16 protein-coding genes and 2 pseudogenes are annotated in these 17,073 nt (G+C 68.1%); 8 read left to right on the top strand and 10 right to left on the bottom strand.

Going from position 1 to position 17,073, the window contains the following annotated elements:
* Positions 1 to 46 precede the first annotated feature (46 nt).
* Both arr and Sco07f_RS00735 read right to left on the bottom strand, forming a co-directional pair.
* Positions 47 to 457 carry an NAD(+)--rifampin ADP-ribosyltransferase gene (gene arr / locus Sco07f_RS00740; protein ID WP_108986650.1) on the bottom strand — a complete coding sequence of 137 codons (411 nt, stop codon included), beginning with the start codon at positions 455 to 457 and terminating at the stop codon, positions 47 to 49.
* A 104-nt stretch (positions 458 to 561) separates the two neighbouring features.
* Positions 562 to 1,110 carry a DUF1062 domain-containing protein gene (locus tag Sco07f_RS00735; protein ID WP_108986649.1) on the bottom strand — a complete coding sequence of 183 codons (549 nt, stop codon included), beginning with the start codon at positions 1,108 to 1,110 and terminating at the stop codon, positions 562 to 564.
* 350 nt (positions 1,111 to 1,460) lie between these two features.
* On the opposite strand from Sco07f_RS00735, the pseudogene Sco07f_RS00730 reads away from it, so the two are divergent.
* Positions 1,461 to 1,589, top strand: a pseudogene (locus Sco07f_RS00730) (very short patch repair endonuclease); the annotation flags it as partial.
* 241 nt (positions 1,590 to 1,830) lie between these two features.
* The gene (locus Sco07f_RS00725) at positions 1,831 to 3,138 is read left to right on the top strand and encodes a DNA cytosine methyltransferase (RefSeq protein ID WP_369695748.1); all 1,308 of its coding nucleotides are present in this window, start codon (positions 1,831 to 1,833) and stop codon (positions 3,136 to 3,138) included.
* On the opposite strand, the gene Sco07f_RS00720 is transcribed toward Sco07f_RS00725, so the two are convergent.
* The 4 genes from Sco07f_RS00720 to Sco07f_RS00705 all read right to left on the bottom strand — a co-directional run bounded on the left by Sco07f_RS00720 (position 3,064) and on the right by Sco07f_RS00705 (position 7,539).
* Positions 3,064 to 3,462 (bottom strand): very short patch repair endonuclease, encoded by a 399-nt coding sequence (locus Sco07f_RS00720; RefSeq protein WP_239109434.1) that lies wholly within the window; start codon positions 3,460 to 3,462, stop codon positions 3,064 to 3,066. The genes Sco07f_RS00725 and Sco07f_RS00720 overlap by 75 nt on opposite strands.
* A 113-nt stretch (positions 3,463 to 3,575) precedes the next feature.
* Positions 3,576 to 5,393: a DEAD/DEAH box helicase gene (locus Sco07f_RS00715; RefSeq protein WP_167467977.1), complete on the bottom strand. Its 1,818-nt coding sequence runs from the start codon at positions 5,391 to 5,393 to the stop codon at positions 3,576 to 3,578.
* Positions 5,390 to 6,811: a ParB N-terminal domain-containing protein gene (locus Sco07f_RS00710; RefSeq protein WP_108986646.1), complete on the bottom strand. Its 1,422-nt coding sequence runs from the start codon at positions 6,809 to 6,811 to the stop codon at positions 5,390 to 5,392. Before Sco07f_RS00710 ends, Sco07f_RS00715 begins: the two co-directional genes overlap by 4 nt.
* A 17-nt stretch (positions 6,812 to 6,828) precedes the next feature.
* Positions 6,829 to 7,539: a KpnI family restriction enzyme N-terminal domain-containing protein gene (locus Sco07f_RS00705; protein WP_108986645.1), complete on the bottom strand. Its 711-nt coding sequence runs from the start codon at positions 7,537 to 7,539 to the stop codon at positions 6,829 to 6,831.
* Between the two features lie 300 nt (positions 7,540 to 7,839).
* Here Sco07f_RS00705 and Sco07f_RS39690 point away from each other — a divergent pair, with 300 nt between their 5' ends.
* A complete protein-coding gene (locus Sco07f_RS39690) occupies positions 7,840 to 8,838 on the top strand; it encodes a hypothetical protein (protein WP_159106913.1) in 999 nt (332 codons plus the stop codon).
* A gap of 24 nt (positions 8,839 to 8,862) precedes the next feature.
* Here Sco07f_RS39690 and Sco07f_RS00695 read toward each other — a convergent pair whose 3' ends face one another.
* Positions 8,863 to 9,486 carry an ATP-binding protein gene (locus tag Sco07f_RS00695; RefSeq protein WP_108986643.1) on the bottom strand — a complete coding sequence of 208 codons (624 nt, stop codon included), beginning with the start codon at positions 9,484 to 9,486 and terminating at the stop codon, positions 8,863 to 8,865.
* 36 nt (positions 9,487 to 9,522) lie between these two features.
* Between Sco07f_RS00695 and Sco07f_RS00690 the strand changes: the two genes are divergently transcribed.
* Together Sco07f_RS00690 and Sco07f_RS00685 are read left to right on the top strand one after the other, a co-directional pair.
* Complete coding sequence (locus tag Sco07f_RS00690) at positions 9,523 to 10,239, top strand: MvdC/MvdD family ATP grasp protein (RefSeq protein WP_244941968.1); 717 nt, start codon at positions 9,523 to 9,525, stop codon at positions 10,237 to 10,239.
* Positions 10,236 to 11,561 (top strand): methyltransferase domain-containing protein, encoded by a 1,326-nt coding sequence (locus Sco07f_RS00685; protein ID WP_108986641.1) that lies wholly within the window; start codon positions 10,236 to 10,238, stop codon positions 11,559 to 11,561. The genes Sco07f_RS00690 and Sco07f_RS00685 overlap by 4 nt, the downstream gene beginning before the upstream one ends.
* Here Sco07f_RS00685 and Sco07f_RS00680 read toward each other — a convergent pair.
* Both Sco07f_RS00680 and Sco07f_RS00675 read right to left on the bottom strand, forming a co-directional pair.
* A complete protein-coding gene (locus Sco07f_RS00680) occupies positions 11,464 to 12,732 on the bottom strand; it encodes an alpha/beta hydrolase family protein (RefSeq protein ID WP_244941967.1) in 1,269 nt (422 codons plus the stop codon). The genes Sco07f_RS00685 and Sco07f_RS00680 overlap by 98 nt on opposite strands.
* A 248-nt stretch (positions 12,733 to 12,980) precedes the next feature.
* A complete protein-coding gene (locus Sco07f_RS00675) occupies positions 12,981 to 14,006 on the bottom strand; it encodes a glycoside hydrolase family 113 protein (RefSeq protein WP_203602916.1) in 1,026 nt (341 codons plus the stop codon).
* Positions 14,007 to 14,134: 128 nt separating this feature from the next.
* Between Sco07f_RS00675 and Sco07f_RS00670 the strand changes: the two genes are divergently transcribed.
* The 3 genes from Sco07f_RS00670 to Sco07f_RS00660 all read left to right on the top strand — a co-directional run bounded on the left by Sco07f_RS00670 (position 14,135) and on the right by Sco07f_RS00660 (position 16,051).
* Positions 14,135 to 14,782, top strand: coding sequence for a TetR/AcrR family transcriptional regulator (locus Sco07f_RS00670; RefSeq protein ID WP_108986639.1), 648 nt, complete (start codon positions 14,135 to 14,137; stop codon positions 14,780 to 14,782).
* A gap of 13 nt (positions 14,783 to 14,795) precedes the next feature.
* Complete coding sequence (locus Sco07f_RS00665) at positions 14,796 to 15,320, top strand: MFS transporter (RefSeq protein WP_244941966.1); 525 nt, start codon at positions 14,796 to 14,798, stop codon at positions 15,318 to 15,320.
* Between the two features lie 158 nt (positions 15,321 to 15,478).
* Positions 15,479 to 16,051, top strand: coding sequence for a GNAT family N-acetyltransferase (locus Sco07f_RS00660; RefSeq protein WP_108986638.1), 573 nt, complete (start codon positions 15,479 to 15,481; stop codon positions 16,049 to 16,051).
* Between the two features lie 76 nt (positions 16,052 to 16,127).
* Here the strand turns inward: Sco07f_RS00660 and Sco07f_RS40440 are convergent.
* Positions 16,128 to 16,924, bottom strand: a pseudogene (locus Sco07f_RS40440) (MFS transporter); the annotation flags it as partial.
* Between the last annotated feature and the right edge of the window lie 149 nt (positions 16,925 to 17,073).

Here is a 17,073-nt window from a genome sequence, read left to right as displayed (position 1 = left end):
TGCCACGCTCCCGCCCGGCCCGGCCCGGTCGACGGTCAGTTGCTGCTCAGTTGATGATCTCCGCCCGGCCCTCCGTCACCATCGCGGCCAGCCGCTCCCGCCACATCCGGAGGGCCTCGGGAGTCTGCCGCGTCCAGTCGGCGACCTCACCGACGATCCGGAGCGGCTCCGTACTGCGGTAGGAGCGGGTGGGATTGCCGGGGAACTTCTTGTCGGTCACGTTCGGGTCGTTCTCGAACTCCCCGGTCGGCTCGACGGCGTACACCCGCGGCTCCCCGTCCCCGGCGGCAAGCTCGGCGGCCAGCCCCGCGCCGTCGCGCAGCGCGGTGAAGTAGATGTGGTTCATCACGATCTCGGGCCGGTAGTTCGAAGCGAAGCCGGCGGTGAGGTGATCCCCGATCCGCAGGTCGGCCTTCGTGCCGTGAAAGAACGGTCCCTCGTCCAACACCTCGTCCATCGCGGCAGGTTAACAACCGGGGGGGCCGCCGGGCGAGGCGCCCACGACGGTTCCCGGGCCTGTCCGGCGGCTCTTGCCGGACAGACCCCGGTCCCACGGAGGACTCAGCGCTTGAGCGTGAAGGTGAAATCGCCGGACAGCTTGCCGCTCAGCCGGACCGCCGAAACGAGTCTGCCCTCCGCGATCAGCCTCTCGGTCTCGGCCCGCGAGAGACCGCACCCCTCAGCGATCAGTCGCACCGGCCGGACAGGAATCCGCGCCGCGAAGCGGACCGACACGTCGACCACCTCGCGGTCCAGGTGATCCGATCCGCCTGTGTCGAGGCGCCAGGCGTCGTCCCAGTCGAGGACGATGCGATTACGGCGCTGCACGACCGGGTCCTGCAGCAACTCGGCCGCCAGACCGACGTCGTTGGCATGCAGTCGGTCCAGCAGCTCAGGCCGTATGGAACGCACGTTTGTCCGCTCCAGGACCGTGAGCTTTGCCGTGTCCCCGCAAGCGGTGCAGAGCACGAGGAGCCAGGCGTCGAGAAGCTTGTGGTGTGCGTTGACGCGGAACTTGCCGCTTGCCCGGAAACGTTTGGACGCGCACGTTCGGCAGGTGCGGAGGACGAGAGGCAGGCAGGTGGGCATGACAACCCAGGTGACGAGCACAGAAGTACACCGGTTTCAGTGAGAAGACCGCAGCAGAAAGGAGCGCGTCTCACATGTGCGACGCGCGACAGATCAGCACTCGGGGGGTCTCACAGGGTGTACAACGGCACGTCCTTGCCTGGGCGACTCGGTTCGGCAGCACGGTAGGGGCACACAGCGGCCTCGTTCCAACGGTTTTCGAGCGCCTCACGCACGGTCGTCGAACCTCGTCGCGGCGGCCCGGAACGGATTCGGGACCGACGCCCGGCACGACCTGCGGGCTCGGTCCGTGGTCAGCCACGCACGAGCCCGTCCGGCACAATGGCCGCATGTCCGGCCCCGTCCCGTCCTCCGCTTCCGTGTCCGCCCGCATGAGCCGCCAGGGCTCCCGCGACACGGCTCCGGAGATCGCGGTGCGGCGCCTGCTCCACGCGTCGGGCCTGCGCTACCGCGTGAACGTGCCGGTGCCGGGCATGGCCCGCCGGACAGTCGACGTCGCCGAGTAAGACGCCCAGACAGGACAGCAGGGACACTCCACGGAATCGGATGATCACAGTGAGTCGCTAACACCTTGCTCCCCCACGGCCTTACCTCGCGGGTGATGCTTCAGTGACTCATCAAAAGTGCGAGACTCTTGATGCCGAGAGGCTCGCGCGTGATCATCGCCTCTCCCCGGACGACCATCTTAGGAGTAGCGGCATGCCCCGCAGCGGCCAGACGCGACCGCGGTTCGCCTCGCCATTGACCTCGATCGAGATCTGCGCGGGCGCCGGGGGGCAAGCCGTCGGACTTCACAACGCCGGTTTTGATCACCGCGCCCTCGTCGAATGGGACTCACACGCGGTGTCCACCTTGCGCGCCAACGTAGGAGGCTGGCCCGGCTGGGATCAGCAAAAGGCTGACGAGCTTCATCCTATGGATGTCAAGGATTTCCTAGGGTCCGACGCCAGGAACAGCCTCGGCCTCGAGCCCGGAGAACTCGACTTGTTTGCGGGTGGCGTGCCATGCCCGCCGTTTTCCCTGGCCGGACACAGGCTTGGCCCGGACGATGAGCGAGACCTCTTCCCTGCGGCACTCGACATCATCTCGACTCTCCTGCCAAAAGCGGTGATGATTGAGAACGTCAGAGGGATTCTTGAGCCCCCGGAAGTCTTCATTGAGTACAGGAATTCAATTCTTGACACCCTGCGCGATCTCGGCTACCTAGTTCCCGACATTGACCCGAACCAGTCAGCAAGCGCCCAAGACGTAACCATGCGAAAAGTTTGGCGACGGCTTGACGCAAAACATTTCGGCGTGCCACAACTCCGGCCGCGTGCAATCTTGGTCGCCATTCACCGTTCTGCGGTAAGTCCGGGGAGTGCCGGTTTCCAGTGGCCGATCGGAATAAAGGGCGACGAGGTAACGGTTTTCAAGAAGCTTGATAAAAGCATGCTTGCCCGCTGCAGGGCATTCTGGAACGTAAACGCCGAAGGGAAATCACCCCGGCCCGGTGAACCGACCGGGAAATCAGTTTACGAAGAATGGAAGAAGAACATCATGCGGGCCGCAGCAGCGGGCAAGACCGTTGCCCCGACTCTCGTAGGCGGCTCTAGGAAACACGGCGGAGCCGACTTGGGGCCCACCCGTGCCAAGCGCGCTTGGGCAGAGCTCGGAATCGACGGAATGGGTGTCGCCAACGACCCAGAATACTGCGATCCAGAACGCGATCTCTTCCGCCCTACCGGCCCTATGCTCACCGTCACTCAGGCAGCTTCCATCCAGGGGTTCCCAGAGTCCTGGGAATTCCAGGGACGTAAAACAGCCCGTTACCGTCAGGTCGGGAACGCCTTCCCGCCACCGGTAGCCGAGGCTGTAGGACGGGCTATCGCTGCAGTCTTGCGCCCTGAACACAGCGACGCTCTCACCCGAGACTACGAGATGGAGCCAGCCGGAACGGGCCCGGTCGATGATGTCCCGCAACAACTGGAGATTTCAGTTGCTGCGAGCCGCACCTCCCGCGCGCCGAGCCAAGACCGTCACAGCGATTTCATTGGCACAGGCGTCTGACGGCTCGTGCTCCCAGAAACGGAGCACGAGCCAACCAGCTTCCCGCAGCCTCGCGTCAGTATCCCGGTCTCTAGTGACGTTACGAACGACTTTTTCCGACCAATAACCGGAATTAGTCTTCGGCGGGACGTAATGCTCAGGGCAGCCATGCCAGTAGCAGCCATCGATGAACACCGCGACCTTCGCTGAACGGAAGACCATGTCCGCTGTCCGGCGAAGATCAGGGAGTGGACGGGCAGCTACCCGGTACCGCAGCCCTGCGGCATGCACGAGCCGCCTGATCAGAATCTCCGGCTTCGTGTCGCGGCTGCGGATCGCCTGCATGTTGCGGCGACGTGCTGCGGAGGAAGCCCAGGAACCTTCCGGGGCCTCCCATTCGGCTTCGTGGGACACACCGCAGAGGGTAGTACCGCCGGTCCCTTGTGCACGCAGCCGTCCTAGCGACCTCCCATGTGGCTCAGCAGCGCCTCGATGTCACCCGGAGCAAGTCCAGCAGCTACCGAAGGCTCCTCCTCGAGATCGGCGAGCTGCTGCACCGTGGGGTCGTCCAGGATGCGTCCCATGAATTCCAGCTTCCTTTCCAGGCTGGCGGCCACAACCTCGTCCACGGAGTTCCGTACCGCCAACACCGTCACCCGGGTTTCCGTGCCGGGGGCGAGCCCAAGACGGTGGATCCGGTCCAGGCTCTGCAGGAACCGGCCCGCCATGAAGTCACGGTCCACGTAGACAGCGTCATGGCAGACGTGGTGCAGACTGATCCCCTCCCCCAGCGTGGCCGGGTTCGAGATGAGCACCATGCACGCCGGGTCCTCTCTGAACCGGCGAATCTGCTCCTCGCGGTCAGGCGTACCGCCGTAAACAACAGCCGGACTGTACTTCTCCAGCATGCGCTCAAGCGTGGTCAGGCTCCGGACGAACGTCGTCCAGACCAGCGTCTTCCGGCCTTGGGCAGCGTTCTCCGCGATGATCGTCACGGCTTCCTTGTACTTGGGCGAAAGCTCGTAGTCAGGAAGGTTCTGCATGAGTGAGTACAGCGAACCGCCCTCGGGAACCTCCATCGGGGGCAGCTGATACGCGAGTGGTTCGTATCGGCTGCCTCCTTCCAGAAGAAGGGCAGGGCTCGTGGCAGCCATGAGAAGGCGGAGTGCCGTCTTCCCGAGGGAACTCAGGTCCTCGCGCGCTGCTCCGCTCCTCTCGCCGCCCACGATCGCCGTGTAGATCTCGTCATGCAGCGGCGGCATGTCAACGAAGCGCAGGCCCAGCTGCACGGGAGGCAGGCCGAGTTCATGCTTCGTCGTACGGGTGAACAGCGGCCGGAGAACCGTGCTGGCGTGCGCAAGATCCCCGCCGGCGACCGCCTGGACCACCGTGCGCTGGCCGTGGCCGGGCCAGACGAAGCCCAAGAGGTTTTCCAGGTCCCGTGAACCGTTCGGAGCCGGCGTACCGGTCAGAATCAGTCGGCGTGCGGCCAGGGGCCCAAGCGCCATGCAAGCCGCCCCGTAGGTTCCCCGGGCACCCAGTTTCATCCGGTGCGCCTCGTCCAGGATGATCATGGAGGGGCCCGACTTCAGCCATCCAGCCAGCATGGAGAGTGACCGGTCAAGACGCTCGTAGTTCACCACGAGCACTTCAGCCCACTGATCCAGCGACCCGTCCAGGACGTTGATACGCAGCGGGTGGACAAGGCACTCTGCGGTCTCGTAACGCCATGACTCGTATGCCGACTTAGGGCACACGACCAGCAGTCGGCTCACCCGGCCAGCCGCCTTCTGGGCTGCATACACAGCGAGCGCGACCCGGGTCTTGCCAGCACCAGGCACACTGAAGTTGGCGCCGTGCTGAAGCGACAGGAGCTTCGAGATATCCCGGCGCTGGAACTCGCTGAGTTCGCCCTTCCAGGAATCTCCGAGCAGCAAGGACACGTCGTCGGGCGCGACCTCGCCAGCCGTCTGCCGCCCAGCCAGCCGCTGCTGCACGGTGTGGGCATCCTGAACTACTCCAGACACCAGCTCCCGAAGGTCATCCGCCCACTCCACACCAGCGGGGTCCGACCAACTGCCGAGCAGGCCGAGGTCCGCGAGCAGTTCGTCCAGGGAGACGGAAACGCTCAGAGGGCCAAGCTGACCGCCGGTACGAAACCGGGCGGCCAGCTGTACGAGTTCCTGCTGGAACGATTCCGTGGTTCGCAGCACCACCCGGGTCCGGGTTTCGTCGAACCCGAGCCGCAGCGACTTCTCGCTGGCCGAACTGGTCACTTAGCGCCCTCCGCCGTGACCGCTTCCAGCAGCCAGCTCACGCCGTCTCCCGGCTGCGGCAGCCCGCGGCCGGCCTGCTGCGCAAGCTTGAGCAGGCTGCCCCGCAGCTTGACCACAGCGTCATCGAACGCCTCCTCGTCCAGGCTGCGCGAGGTCCGCGCCTGCACCAGGTCGCTCACGCACTGGTCGATACTCGCGCAGGCTTCCGCCAGCCGGGCCGGGGCAAGCTGCTTGCGCTTGCGCAGGCGCGCACTGCGGCCCGCTGCCTCGATCGCCTCGTCGAACGCCTTCTGCGTGCTGTCCCAGGTGTCCTGCGCGGCAGCCCTCCGCTCGTCACCGAGGTCCGCGGCTTTGTTCCTCACCACGGCTGCGGTGCGGAGGATCTCGTCATTCATCGCCCGCGCCTCCGCGACGGCGGAGGAGGCGGCGGGCACCTCCAAGCCCAGCCCCGGGATGGACACCGACTGCGGCTGCGCGGCCGTCGTACCACCCATGGGCAACTGCTGCTCAAGCCCCGCCTTCAGGAAGTCCTCGTTGATGTGCCGGACGTCAGTCTTGGAGAAGTTGAGCAGGATCGCGGCCAGGCGCAACTCCTTCAGAACCTCGGCCTGGTCACGGTCCACCGTCTCCAGCTTCACGTACAGCCGGTGGAGCTCCTTGAGCCGCTCCTGCGCGCCCTCCCAGTCCACCAAACGCAGTCCGTTGCCGCCGCCGACGCGGCTGCGCTCGTTCAGCTCACGGATCGTGCTGAGGATCCACCGCTCCTGGTAGTAGGTGCGCACCTGAATACGGAAGTCCTTGGCAATCTGCTCAGGCGTCCGGCCCAGCGCCGCCTGCTCCTCCATGGCGATGAGGCGGTTGATGTAGGAGTAATCACGCCGGTGGTCCCTGCGAAGCTGCAAGGACAGCTCAACGGCGTTGATGTCGGCCCAGGTGAACGAAGCCGGCAGCACTCCGACGCGCATCGATTGCGCGCCGAGTTCGCGAAGCGCGGCAGCCCGGGTGTTGCCGTTGACCAGCACCCCATGCCGGGTCACCAGCCCCGGGTCGTTCTGCCCGAACTGGTGAAGGCTGTCTTTCAGGACATCGAAATCCTTGTCCCGCACACTCGTGTTCTCGGGATCCGCCTTGAGCAAGAACCCGAGGTAGTCCTGACTTTCCGCGCTCCAGGGGTCCTTGTCCAACGCCGCGTCGCGCTCGGCGTCGTGGCTGCGCTGAGCCCGGATCCGGTGGGTGCTGGGGTTATAGAAGAGGCTGCTGAGCTGCAAGTCGATCACTTCGACGTGGGCCTGCTGCCCGTTCCAGTCGACGGTCACCGTCTCCCGGGTACCGGCAGACGTCTTGACCTCCTCGACCTTCTTGCTGATCAGCTCGCTGAACTCGGCCGCCCGTGGCGGGGCCGGAAACTCGCGCATCATGGTTTTCCCGTCCTGTCTCAGTCGTCCGTGCCGTCAGAGTCAAGTGCACCAGCCACAGTCATCCGGGAGTCATCCGGCAGAGTCCGGTACATACCCCACAGCACCTCCAGTGAGCTGTACGTACGCTGGTCGTTCTTCACCCAGCTCCTCAGCACGCTCCGCTCAAGGGGAGCCAGCGACTCGACCCGGGAGAGCACCTCCGCCAGGTGAACGGTCCGGTCCACGTTGCCCCGCCCGCACCGCTGGCACTCGGTGACCAACTCATGGGTGACGCTGCTGTCCAGCAGCGCTACCTGCCGCCGGGCGACATTGAGCACCGCTTGCGTTACACCGTCGTCGTACGCCTCGCCGGCCGAAATGCCACACGTGCGGCACAGGTATCCGTCGGCCTGCATCACCTTCGCCCGCTGAGCGTTGGTGATACTCGCCTTGTGACTCGGGCTCTTCGCCTGGCCCGGCACCCAGACGTCCTTGCCTCGCCTCACGAACCGGCGCTCCTGCGGAAGCAGCTCCGGGTCCTCCCGCGCCGTCAAGATCTCCCAGCCGTAGTCGCGCAGACCGCGCATACGCCGGTCGATTTGCGCGACGTCCGGGAAGGCTTCCCGCAGCCGGGCCACGGTGAACCTCTCGCCCACCCGGACCTCTTGGATCAGCCAGAGAGCAGCACGCGCCATGCTTCCCAGCTTGTGGCTACCGACACTGGTGTCCTGCCAAGACGGCAACGTCATGTTGTGGGTCCCCTCCCATAGAACACGTGAAATCAGACAGCCAGCTGCCGAACACAAACTGGCATGAACGCAACATGAATCTGCGCCCCACACCCCCCGCCTCATTAGCGGCTGACTCTTAAATCGTGGCACATCGAACCCACCTTGAACCCTCTCGATGCAACTTGCGCCTCAACTGGCAAGACAAGAAACAAAAAACGCCAGGCGACGGCCCGTTGCCCTCCGGCACAATGACCAACAGCGTCGCCGACTGGCGACACGAATGGCTGCTTTATCCGAATATGCGAAGGTCTACCACTCATGGCAGCACGCAGCAGCAGTCGCCGCCCGTTCGCGTGGACGGAGAAGGATCTTGCCAGGGACGTCCTGCCGGACAGGCGTCAGCTGGCGGTGGCACTTCAAAAGATCTGCCGCCATCTGGCCGTCACGACTCCAGAAGGACTGACGCCGACCCATCCGACACAGGCCCAGGCCGCCCGATACCTGCACGTCAGCGAGACCGCACTGACGCGGTACCTCCAGGGCCAGCGTGTCCCGCCCGAGAAGGGGGCCGCTGTCATCTTCGAGACCGCCTGCAGGGATGCGGGAGGCAGCCAGAATGTCGGCATCACCAGAGAGAAGTTCCTGACACTACGCTCGAGAGCCGAGCAGGAACGATGCGCCAACTGCGCGCGGCACAGGGAACGACGCAGAGATGCGATACATGCCGCTGGCCAGAAACTCCGGGCTTTGCAAGACGCCAATGGAGAGCTCGAACAGTCGGCTGCAGAACAGGCCAGAGAGCTCGGGAAACTACGCCAGAACGTCGCCACACTGAAGAAGGAGGCCCAGCGGATGAAGGCCGCCCCTCCGCTACCGGCAAGTGAGGCCGGCACGAAAAAGTTCTCAACTGCGGTGCGCCCCGCAACGCTGTTGCCGGTCCCCCGCCGTCAGGGGGACCGGCAACAGAGCAGAAACCGAGCCCTGGAGGCCCGCAACGTCGGCCGCCGCGCTGAAGAGCTGCTCCGCGACGGCCGGCCGGACAGCACTCTCGCGCTGCTCCGCTATACGGCAGAGGCGTACACGCCGTTGGAAGTGGCTTTGCTGGTCACACTGTTGCGAGCTCAGGGCCAGGACGAGCTGACCGACAACCTCGTGCACATCTATGCGCGCGACCGCAACGATCACGAGGTGGTGTGTACGGCTCTAGTACTGCACGAGCGAGAAGCCGTCGCGGATGCGGAGGCGCTTTTGCGTATGGCCGCCGCTCACCCGGGATCGTCGCTCTCCCGTGCTCGAGGGGCCGAACCGTCGATATAGCTATGGATCGGCCCAGCGATACCTTCAGGCGGCGGTACCCTCCTCAGCCTCGTAGTACATCTGCGCCCGGCTCAGGACATCATCGGGATCGAGGCCACTGGCGGCCGTCCAGTGCAGCAGGTCGGCGATCAACTCCACCGCAGCTGTCTTAAGAGCGGTATCGCGAAGCCTGCCTCCCCGAGCCATGCCGCCCAGGGTTCGGTAGCCCTCCAGTGCCGCCACCGCGCGTTCCGTCCGTCGGCACGACTGCTCAGGCCCGAGCGCGATCTCACACCACACCGATTTGCCGATCGCCGTCAGAACCGTCCCCCAGTCCGCCGTCACCGAGGCAAGCAAGTGCAGGCCGCGCCCGCATTCGTCGTCGCAGTCTGCTACTGACAGGGACGGCACTGAGCGGCTCTTGTCGTGGACTTCGACACGCAGCCGTTCACCTTCCCACTCCAGGAACAAGGTGGCGGACGCACCCTCACCCACATGCCTGATGACGTTCGTGGCCAGCTCCGTGACCACGAGCTCGACTTCCTCCACGGCATGGTGCATCCCCCACCGCCCCAGCTGGGTCGCAGCGGCTTGCCGTAGCAGCCGGACCTCAGCCGGCACCGCCCTGATCGGAAGGCGGACCTGGGTGAAATCGGCGCTGTCTACCATCGGCGGCCTACTCCTTACCGGGACCGGTTCGGACAGGTGTCGTGTCAGCAGCGGGCCTTCGCGGTGGCGGAGGCGAGACACGGGCTCGGCGGTGTCCTGAACTGTCTGCGATCCGCCGTGTACGTCAACCATCCGGCGGCTGTGGCCCGCGCGGAGTTCAAGCCGGGACAGCTCCAGAGTTTCACGGAACTGGGGTTACGGATTCCCGCGACCCTGGTCACCAACGATGTCGTGACGGCGCGGGACTTCACCGAGAGGCATCTATCCGTTGTCTGCAAGACCTTTCGAGGGCTGCCACCCGGCGAGGACGGCCGTGCCGGTGCGATCTGGACCCAGCGCGTTCACGCCGACGACTTCGACGACTCGCTCTCGGTGACCGCGCATCTCTTCCAGGCCGAGGTTCCAAAGGTCGGTGACGCACGGGTCACCGTGGTCGGCCGGCGGGTATTCGCCCAGCGGATCACTGCCCCGTGCGGGGCACTCGACTGGCGCCGCGGTGACTGGGACGACCTGGTCCACTCTCCCCTCACCGTCCCTCCGGTCGTCGAGACCGCACTGCACGGCTATCTGGCCGCCTCTGGCCTGGTCTTCGGATGCTTCGACTTCGCACTCACCGGTGACGGGCTCTCCCCGGACGACTGGTGGGCAATCGAGTGCAACCCGAACGGACAGTGGGGCTGGCTCCCGGACGCGCCCGCGATCACCGAGGCCTTCGCCGACATTCTGAGCACGGAAGGAACCGTCAGCTCATGACTCTGCCCACGGATCTCGACCACGACGCGGGGGCGCTGCGCGCGGCCATGGTGAAGGGCCTCGCCGATGCCACTGCTGACGCCGGTGCCGATGCCCTGTCTCCGGTCCGCCCGGCTTGGCTCACGGCCGCGGAGGAGGTGCCGCGTCATGCGTTCGTACCCGGCTTCTATCTTGCCGCCGACCACCTCGACGCGCAGGGACTGACGGTGTGGGAGCCGGTGACGTCGAATCTCGACTACGGGCGTTGGCTAGCCGCCTCGTACTCGGACACCACGCTCATCAGGCAGTTCGACGGCGAGGAGACCGACTGGGAGCAGCCGGTCGTCCGGCACGGAGGGGCGCCGACGTCTTCGTCGACGCTGCCCTCACTCGTCCTGCGCATGTGGTCGGACGCGGATGTCAGCGAGGGCCACACGGTCCTGGAGATCGGGACGGGTACCGGGTACTCGACGGCGCTCGCCTGCGAACGGCTTGGATCGTCCCACGTGACCAGCGTCGAGGTAGACGCCGCGAGGCTGGCAGGGGCCGCCGACGCTCTGTACGGCTGTGGCTACACCCCGACGCTCGCCAGGGCCGACGGGTTGTACGGATACTGGCCCGAGGCCTGGTTCGACCGGATCGTAGCCACCTGCTCCTTCCAGTCGGTGCCGCCCGCGCTGCCCCGCCAGACCCGCCCCGGCGGGAAGATCCTGCTTCCCCTCTCGGGGTGGCTCTACGGCAGCGCCCGCGTCCTGCTCACCGTCGACGAGGGGCCTTTGCTGCCCGGCACCATCTCCTTCATGCCCGCCCGGACCCACGCGGCACCGGCATACGGGAATCCCGCAGACTGGGCCGCAGGGCTGCACGAGGATCGGCCCCGGTCCGCGCGGCACACGCCGAAGCGAATCACGGCCGCGACGGAGGAGGCGTTCCACCTGCGGTTCCTCGCCCAGCGTGCCGTACCGGACGCTCAGATGGTCACGTTCGACGGGGTGCTGCACCTCATCGACGTGGTCTCCGGATCCGTTGCCACGCTCACTCCCGACGGTGGGAACTGGAGTGTCCGGGAAGGCGGCCCCCTGGAATTGTGGAGCCGGGTCGAGCAATTCATCGACGCGGTCGACGCTGCGGGACGACCCCGGCCGGAGACGTACACCCTGCGGGTGGACGGTGACGGACAACGGCTGTTGCACGCACAAGTGCCGGACTGCCCCTGGGCCGCTGAGCGGCAAGTGTGGAGGCCCCCTACCCCAAGGACCGGAACCACCGCACCACCGCGGCCGTCCCCGCCTGCTGGGAACCCAGGTGGCGGGAACCGCCGTAGTCGGGGGTGCCGAGGTTGATCGTCGGGGCGTGGACGCCGCGGGCGCGCAGGGCGGTGTGGCAGTGGGCGGTGTTGGCGGGGACGGCCTGTTCGTCGGCGTCGGCGTAGTAGAGCCGGATCGGGGCGCGCGGTGTCCAGTCGGTGCAGACGCCGTCGGCGGTGCGCAGGGCCGCCGCCAGGCGGGCGGTGGGGTGGGCGAGCATCGCGCGGCCCCGGGGGGTGAGGAGCGCGTCGATGGTGTCCGGGGTGCCCGCCTCGACCTCCCGGCCGCTGTGGGTGCCGTCCAGCAGACCTTCGATCGTCCGGTCGTAGGGCGCGCGGAAGACCTGGGCAGGTGTGTCGTACAGGTGGTGCAGGCGGTTGAAGGCGACGAGGGTCAGCGCGGAGTAGATGACGCTTGCCTTCGGTTCGGTCTGCCCGGCCAGCAGTGCGGGCAGTTCCGCGTCGCGGAAGGAGTACGCGCCGCTGATGGGTGCCACGGCGCGCAGGCGGAAGAAGTCGTCGTCGCCGTCCTGCAGCGACCGGGCCAGTCCCAGTGCCGCCGAGGCGCCCTGGGAGAAGCCGGTGACCAGGACGTCGCGCCGCAGTTCCCGGTCCTGCGACCTCGCGACGGCGCGGGAGGCGCGCAGCATGTCCAGGGCGGCCGTCGTCTCCGAGGGAACGTCCATCCAGGGGTGGGGGCCGGGGCCCAGGCCCAGCCCGAGGTAGTCGGGGAGCACCGTGGCGAATCCGGCGGAGGCGTGGGTCAGGGCGGGGGCCTGGTCCCAGACGCTGGTCGAGACGGAGGCGACGTCGGTCTTGGACAGTTCGGTGCCGTGGGTGAAGGAGACGGTACGCAGGCGCCGTTCGCCGTTGCGCGGCAGGGCCAGCAGGCCGCTGGCCGTCGTGGGGCGGCCGTGCGGGTCGACGGTGCGGTACACGATCCGGTAGGTGGTCAGGCCGTACCGTACGGCGCCGGTGTCCCAGGCGCCGGCCTTGTCCCCCGCCAGCTCGGCCGCGACTTCGCGGGCCGTGAGCGTGCGCAGGCGCTCGACCGATACGAGCGTGCCCCGCGGTGCGTCCGCCGCGACCGGCGCGAGGGCGGCGGGCCGGGGGTTCCCGGCTGTCGGTGCGGCCATGGCCGTCGTGCCGCTCGCCGTCAGCGCGATCGCCACCGCCGAGATCATCACTGTCCTGTTCATTCGCTTCATGCCGTGACCGTATGGACCCGTCGGCAGGGGCAGCCATCCGGTCAACCTCCAAAGGATGTGGGGGTTTTCCCCAGAGTGGAGGGGCACGGCGCGTGCGGCCGCGCCCTCACCGGGCCGGGTTGGGTTGGGGGGTGTCGTTCGGAATCAGGCCGGCTCCGGGTGACGGCGCCTTGTTCCCGGCGCGGGAGGGACGGTCGATCACCTCGGGGGTACGGACCGACGCCGACGTGGGCCACGAGGAGGGCTGGTCATCTCCGGTACCGCTCCGCCACCGCCGCGAAGGCGGCCTTGGGTTCCCAGTCCAGGTCGGGGTAGGTCCGGCCCCGGCGGCCTTCGAGGAGTTTGACGATGCCGAGGCCGGCCCGGTCCAGGTCGTCCCTGGGGTCGCCGTCCGGGCGGTGCGGGTAGCCGGCCAGGGCGAACAGGAACACGAACGCGCTGTCCACGCCCTCGGTCTCGAAGATCTCCAGCAGTTCGCTCAGGTAGGCGGCCTGGCCGGGCTCGTCACGCTCGTAGACGCCGTCCAGGCGTACGGGGTCCTTGGTCTGCGGGTCGTACTCGACCACTTCCAGTACGCGCCCGCCGCGGTCTCCCGCGCCGACGTAGGCCGCGGTGCCGAACCCGGTGACGGCGAGCGGCTTCGGGCCCCGGGCCAGGGTGCGCACCGCGTCCCGGAACCGGTCGGCGACCTCGGCGGAGCGGAGCAGCTCGTACGTCACGATGTCGAAGGGGGTCCAGTCGACCTGCTCGAACTGGATGGCCGCGTAGGTGAGCCTGCCCTGGAAGCGCTCGCGGACCGCGGCCACGGCGTCGCGGAGGAACGCGTTGACGCGTACGCCGAGTTCGCGGATCGTGTCGGCCCGCCGCTCGGGTGGGCTCATCAGCCGCGCGACGCGCTCCTCGGGGGTCTGTCCGGGCAGGAAGCCGCGGTTCATCACGCTCAGCTCGACCCCGGCGACGAACACGACCTCGGCTCCGCGCTGCCGGAGCCGTTCGGCGCGCTCGGCGCAGTCGCGGAAGAGGGTGAGGATCTGCTCGGGATCCAGTTCCAGGGGGTAGGGCGAGAACCAGACCTCCAGGCCGAGGTCGGCGGCGGCTTCCGCGGCCAGCTCGAGGCGGGCCGGGTCGCCGCCGGTGATCTGGACGGCGTTGCAGTGCAGGTCGTCGCGGATGACGGCGAGTTCACGCCGGACGACCGCGGGGTCGAAGTGCTCGCGGGCCGTCCGGCCGTGCAGGACGAATCCGGTGTCGTAGGTCATTCCTCTGGCCCGCATGGTGACGTCCTCTCCGTCTGTTCCGTCTGTTTCGTCTGTCCTGGTCGGTTCGGGTGAGGTGAGGCTGACAGGAAACTTGCGTGCACGCAAGTTTGCGGGCACGCAGTCTTGTATGGGACGGTGGCACCGTGACGACACCACCACCGGGGCTGCGGGAGCGGAAGAAGCAGGCCACGCGCGAGGCGCTGCGCGCCGCGGCCCTGCGCCTGGCCATGGAGCACGGCCTCGACCGGGTGCGGGTCGAGGACATCGCCGACGCGGCCGGGGTCTCGCCGCGCACCTACAACAACTACTTCGCCAGCCGCGAGCAGGCGATCGTCTCCGCCGTCACCGCGGACCGGGAGGCGCGGATCGCGGCGGCGGTCGCGGCCCGGCCCGCGGGAGTGCGCTTGGCCGACGCCGTCACCGAGGCGGTGGTCGAGCAGTACACCGACGCCGGGGAGGGCGGGCACGAGGCGCTGTTGTTCATCACCACGCGGCCCGCGCTGCGCCACGCGTTCCTCGACTCCACCGCCGGCATCGAGCCGCCTCTCACGGCGGTGATCGCCGAACGCCTGGACGACACGGGCGCGCACACGGCCCGCGTCCTCGCGGCGAGCGTCGCCTCGGCGGTACGTATCGCCCTGGAAGGCTGGCTTCGGCCGGCCGGGGCCGCGGCGGGCGCCGACGCCGGAGGACTGGTGGTGCCCTCCGGCTCACTGCCCGACCAACTCCGCGCGGCGCTCCTTCCGCTCGCGCCCGCGTTCGATGCCGCCGAGCGTCGCATTCAGGGGTAAGGCCGACTCGACCGTGGGGCATCCCACGCACCTACTGACCCTGACGGGGGCCGAGTTCCCCGGGGCGGGCTTCCTCTTCGCCTTCTCCCAGCACATGCAGACGGCGCTCGGCGAGTCGGCCACGCGCACCGGACTGACCTTCGCGCCGCTCGCCCTCGGCGTGGCGGGCGGAAGCCTGACCTGGCAGAAGGTGCCCGCACGGCTGCACCGGCCGATGATCGCCGCAGCCTGTCTGGTCGCCGCCCTGGGGTACGGCGGCATCGGCTTCGTCATGCGCTCCGGCGGCGACGGCGGCGCGGGCCTGCTGGGACTGCAACTGGTCGTCGGTATCGGCATGGGCTTCATCACCAGCCCGCTGCTGACCGTGGCCCTGGCCCAGGTGAAGCCGGCCGACGCCGCGGACGCCAGCGGTGTGATGACCACCGGGGCCCAGGTCGCCCAGGTCCTCGGCGTCGCCACATACGGCAGCGTGTACCTGAGCGCCGCCGACGGCGCGGGGGCGGCGCGGCGGCGGACGCCATTTTCATCACCTCGATGATCGTCACCGCCGGGGCGCTCCTCAGCTCCACGGCGGCCCTGAAACTGCCGCACAGCCGTTGACGTCCCGGTGGGGCCGGACAGGGGCGCGTCGGTCGCGCCTGCGCGGGGACCGGAAATCCGGTGCCGGGTCCGGCCCATGGGGCGCAGGATGGGGCCATGGCCCTGACCACCCCCGTACTGCGGACCGATCGGCTGCGACTGCGTCCCTTCACCGACGCCGACACCGACGCTCTCTTCACCCTGCACAGCAGCACCACCGTGATGCGGTACTGGGACTCCCCGCCGTGGACCGAGCCGGCTCGCGCCGGGCGGTTCCTCGCGAGGTGCCGGGAGATGGCCGACGACGGCACCGGCGTGCGGGTGGCCGTCTCCCGCACCGGTGACGGGGCCTTCGTCGGCTGGTGCGGCCTGTCCGAGTGGACCCCGGTCCACCGCAGCGCGTCGCTGGGTTACTGCCTCGACGAGGCGATGTGGGGTCACGGCTACGCGACGGAGGCCGCTCGCGCCCTGCTGCGGTGGGCGTTCGACACGCTGGATCTGAACCGGGTCCAGGCGGAGGCCGATACGCGCAACGACGCGTCCGCCCGGGTGTTGGAGAAGGTCGGGTTCGTGCGTGAGGGGACGTTGCGGGAGGACTGCGTCGTGAACGGCGAGGTGTCCGACTCCTGGGTGTACGGGCTGCTCCGGCGGGACTGGCGGCCGTCCCACGGGCCGGTCCCGGCTCGCTGAGCGACGGACACGAGAAGCTGCGCCCGCACGGGACGGGCCCGCCCACAGGTGGGTGCGAGCCTCCACGTGCCGCCTGCATGTGGACGGTGGGGGCGGCGCCGGGGGTCGGCCGCCGCGGGGACGCCGGTCCGGTGGAGCAGCGCGGCGATCGGTCCGCCCACGGCGAAGAGGTAGGACGTGGCGGCACTGGCGGCGAGGGTGTTGAGCAGGGGCGTGCCGATGGAACCGCCGATCTGCTGCATCGTGTTGACGAGCCATGATCGGGCCGAGGCCGATGCCGATGCCGATGCCGGGGCCGAGACCAGGAGGGCGGCAGGACGTCGGCGGCGTACGAGCTGTCCAGTCCCAGGACCGTCAGCCAGAACATGCCGCCGGCCGCGAGCGCCGTGCCCGACAGCATCAGCGTCGCCACCATGGGCAGGCACGCCAACCCTGGCTGGATCGCGGAGAACCCAGGGTGAGTTGAAGGTAGTAGGTGAGGAACAGGAACACGCCGAACATTCCGGCGCCGGCCACCGGCATGGACACGAAGGACGCGCCGCGGTCGCGCTCCGTGCGCTCGAGCAGCAACCAGCCACCCACGATCGCGACCACGGCGATGAAGAGGTTGATGTACAGGGTCCGGCGCCAGTTGAGGTTCGCGGTGAGCAGGCCGACGGACGCGCCGGAGCCCGCGATGGCGCCGAACAGGCCCTGAGGGGCGCGGCCGGTGATGAGTAGCTCGAAGTTCGTGGCGGCACCGGCTGTCGCGGAGGCCACCGCGAATCCGGCGACACCCACCAGGAAGGCCGGTTTGCGGCCGAAGAGGCCGGCGATCCAGGTGCGGTTGCCGCCGGAGAAGCCGAAGTAGGCCTGGGGGAGCGGTCCGAGCAGAAGCGGTGAGGTGTCTTCGCGTCGCCGCCTGGTCCGACCCCCGGGGTGTGCCGCCGACGCGTTCCGCGCGCGTGCGTGAAGTGTTTCCCCGCCGCACCCCTTCTGTTCGCCGTGCCTGGCTATCTTCGCCTCGCCCGGTCCGGCAGCAG

It is taken from the genome of Streptomyces coelicoflavus, assembly GCF_003112555.1.
Classification (GTDB): domain Bacteria; phylum Actinomycetota; class Actinomycetes; order Streptomycetales; family Streptomycetaceae; genus Streptomyces; species Streptomyces coelicoflavus.
Note: the sequence above shows the minus strand (reverse complement) of the source record. Positions and strands in the feature narration are given on the sequence as shown.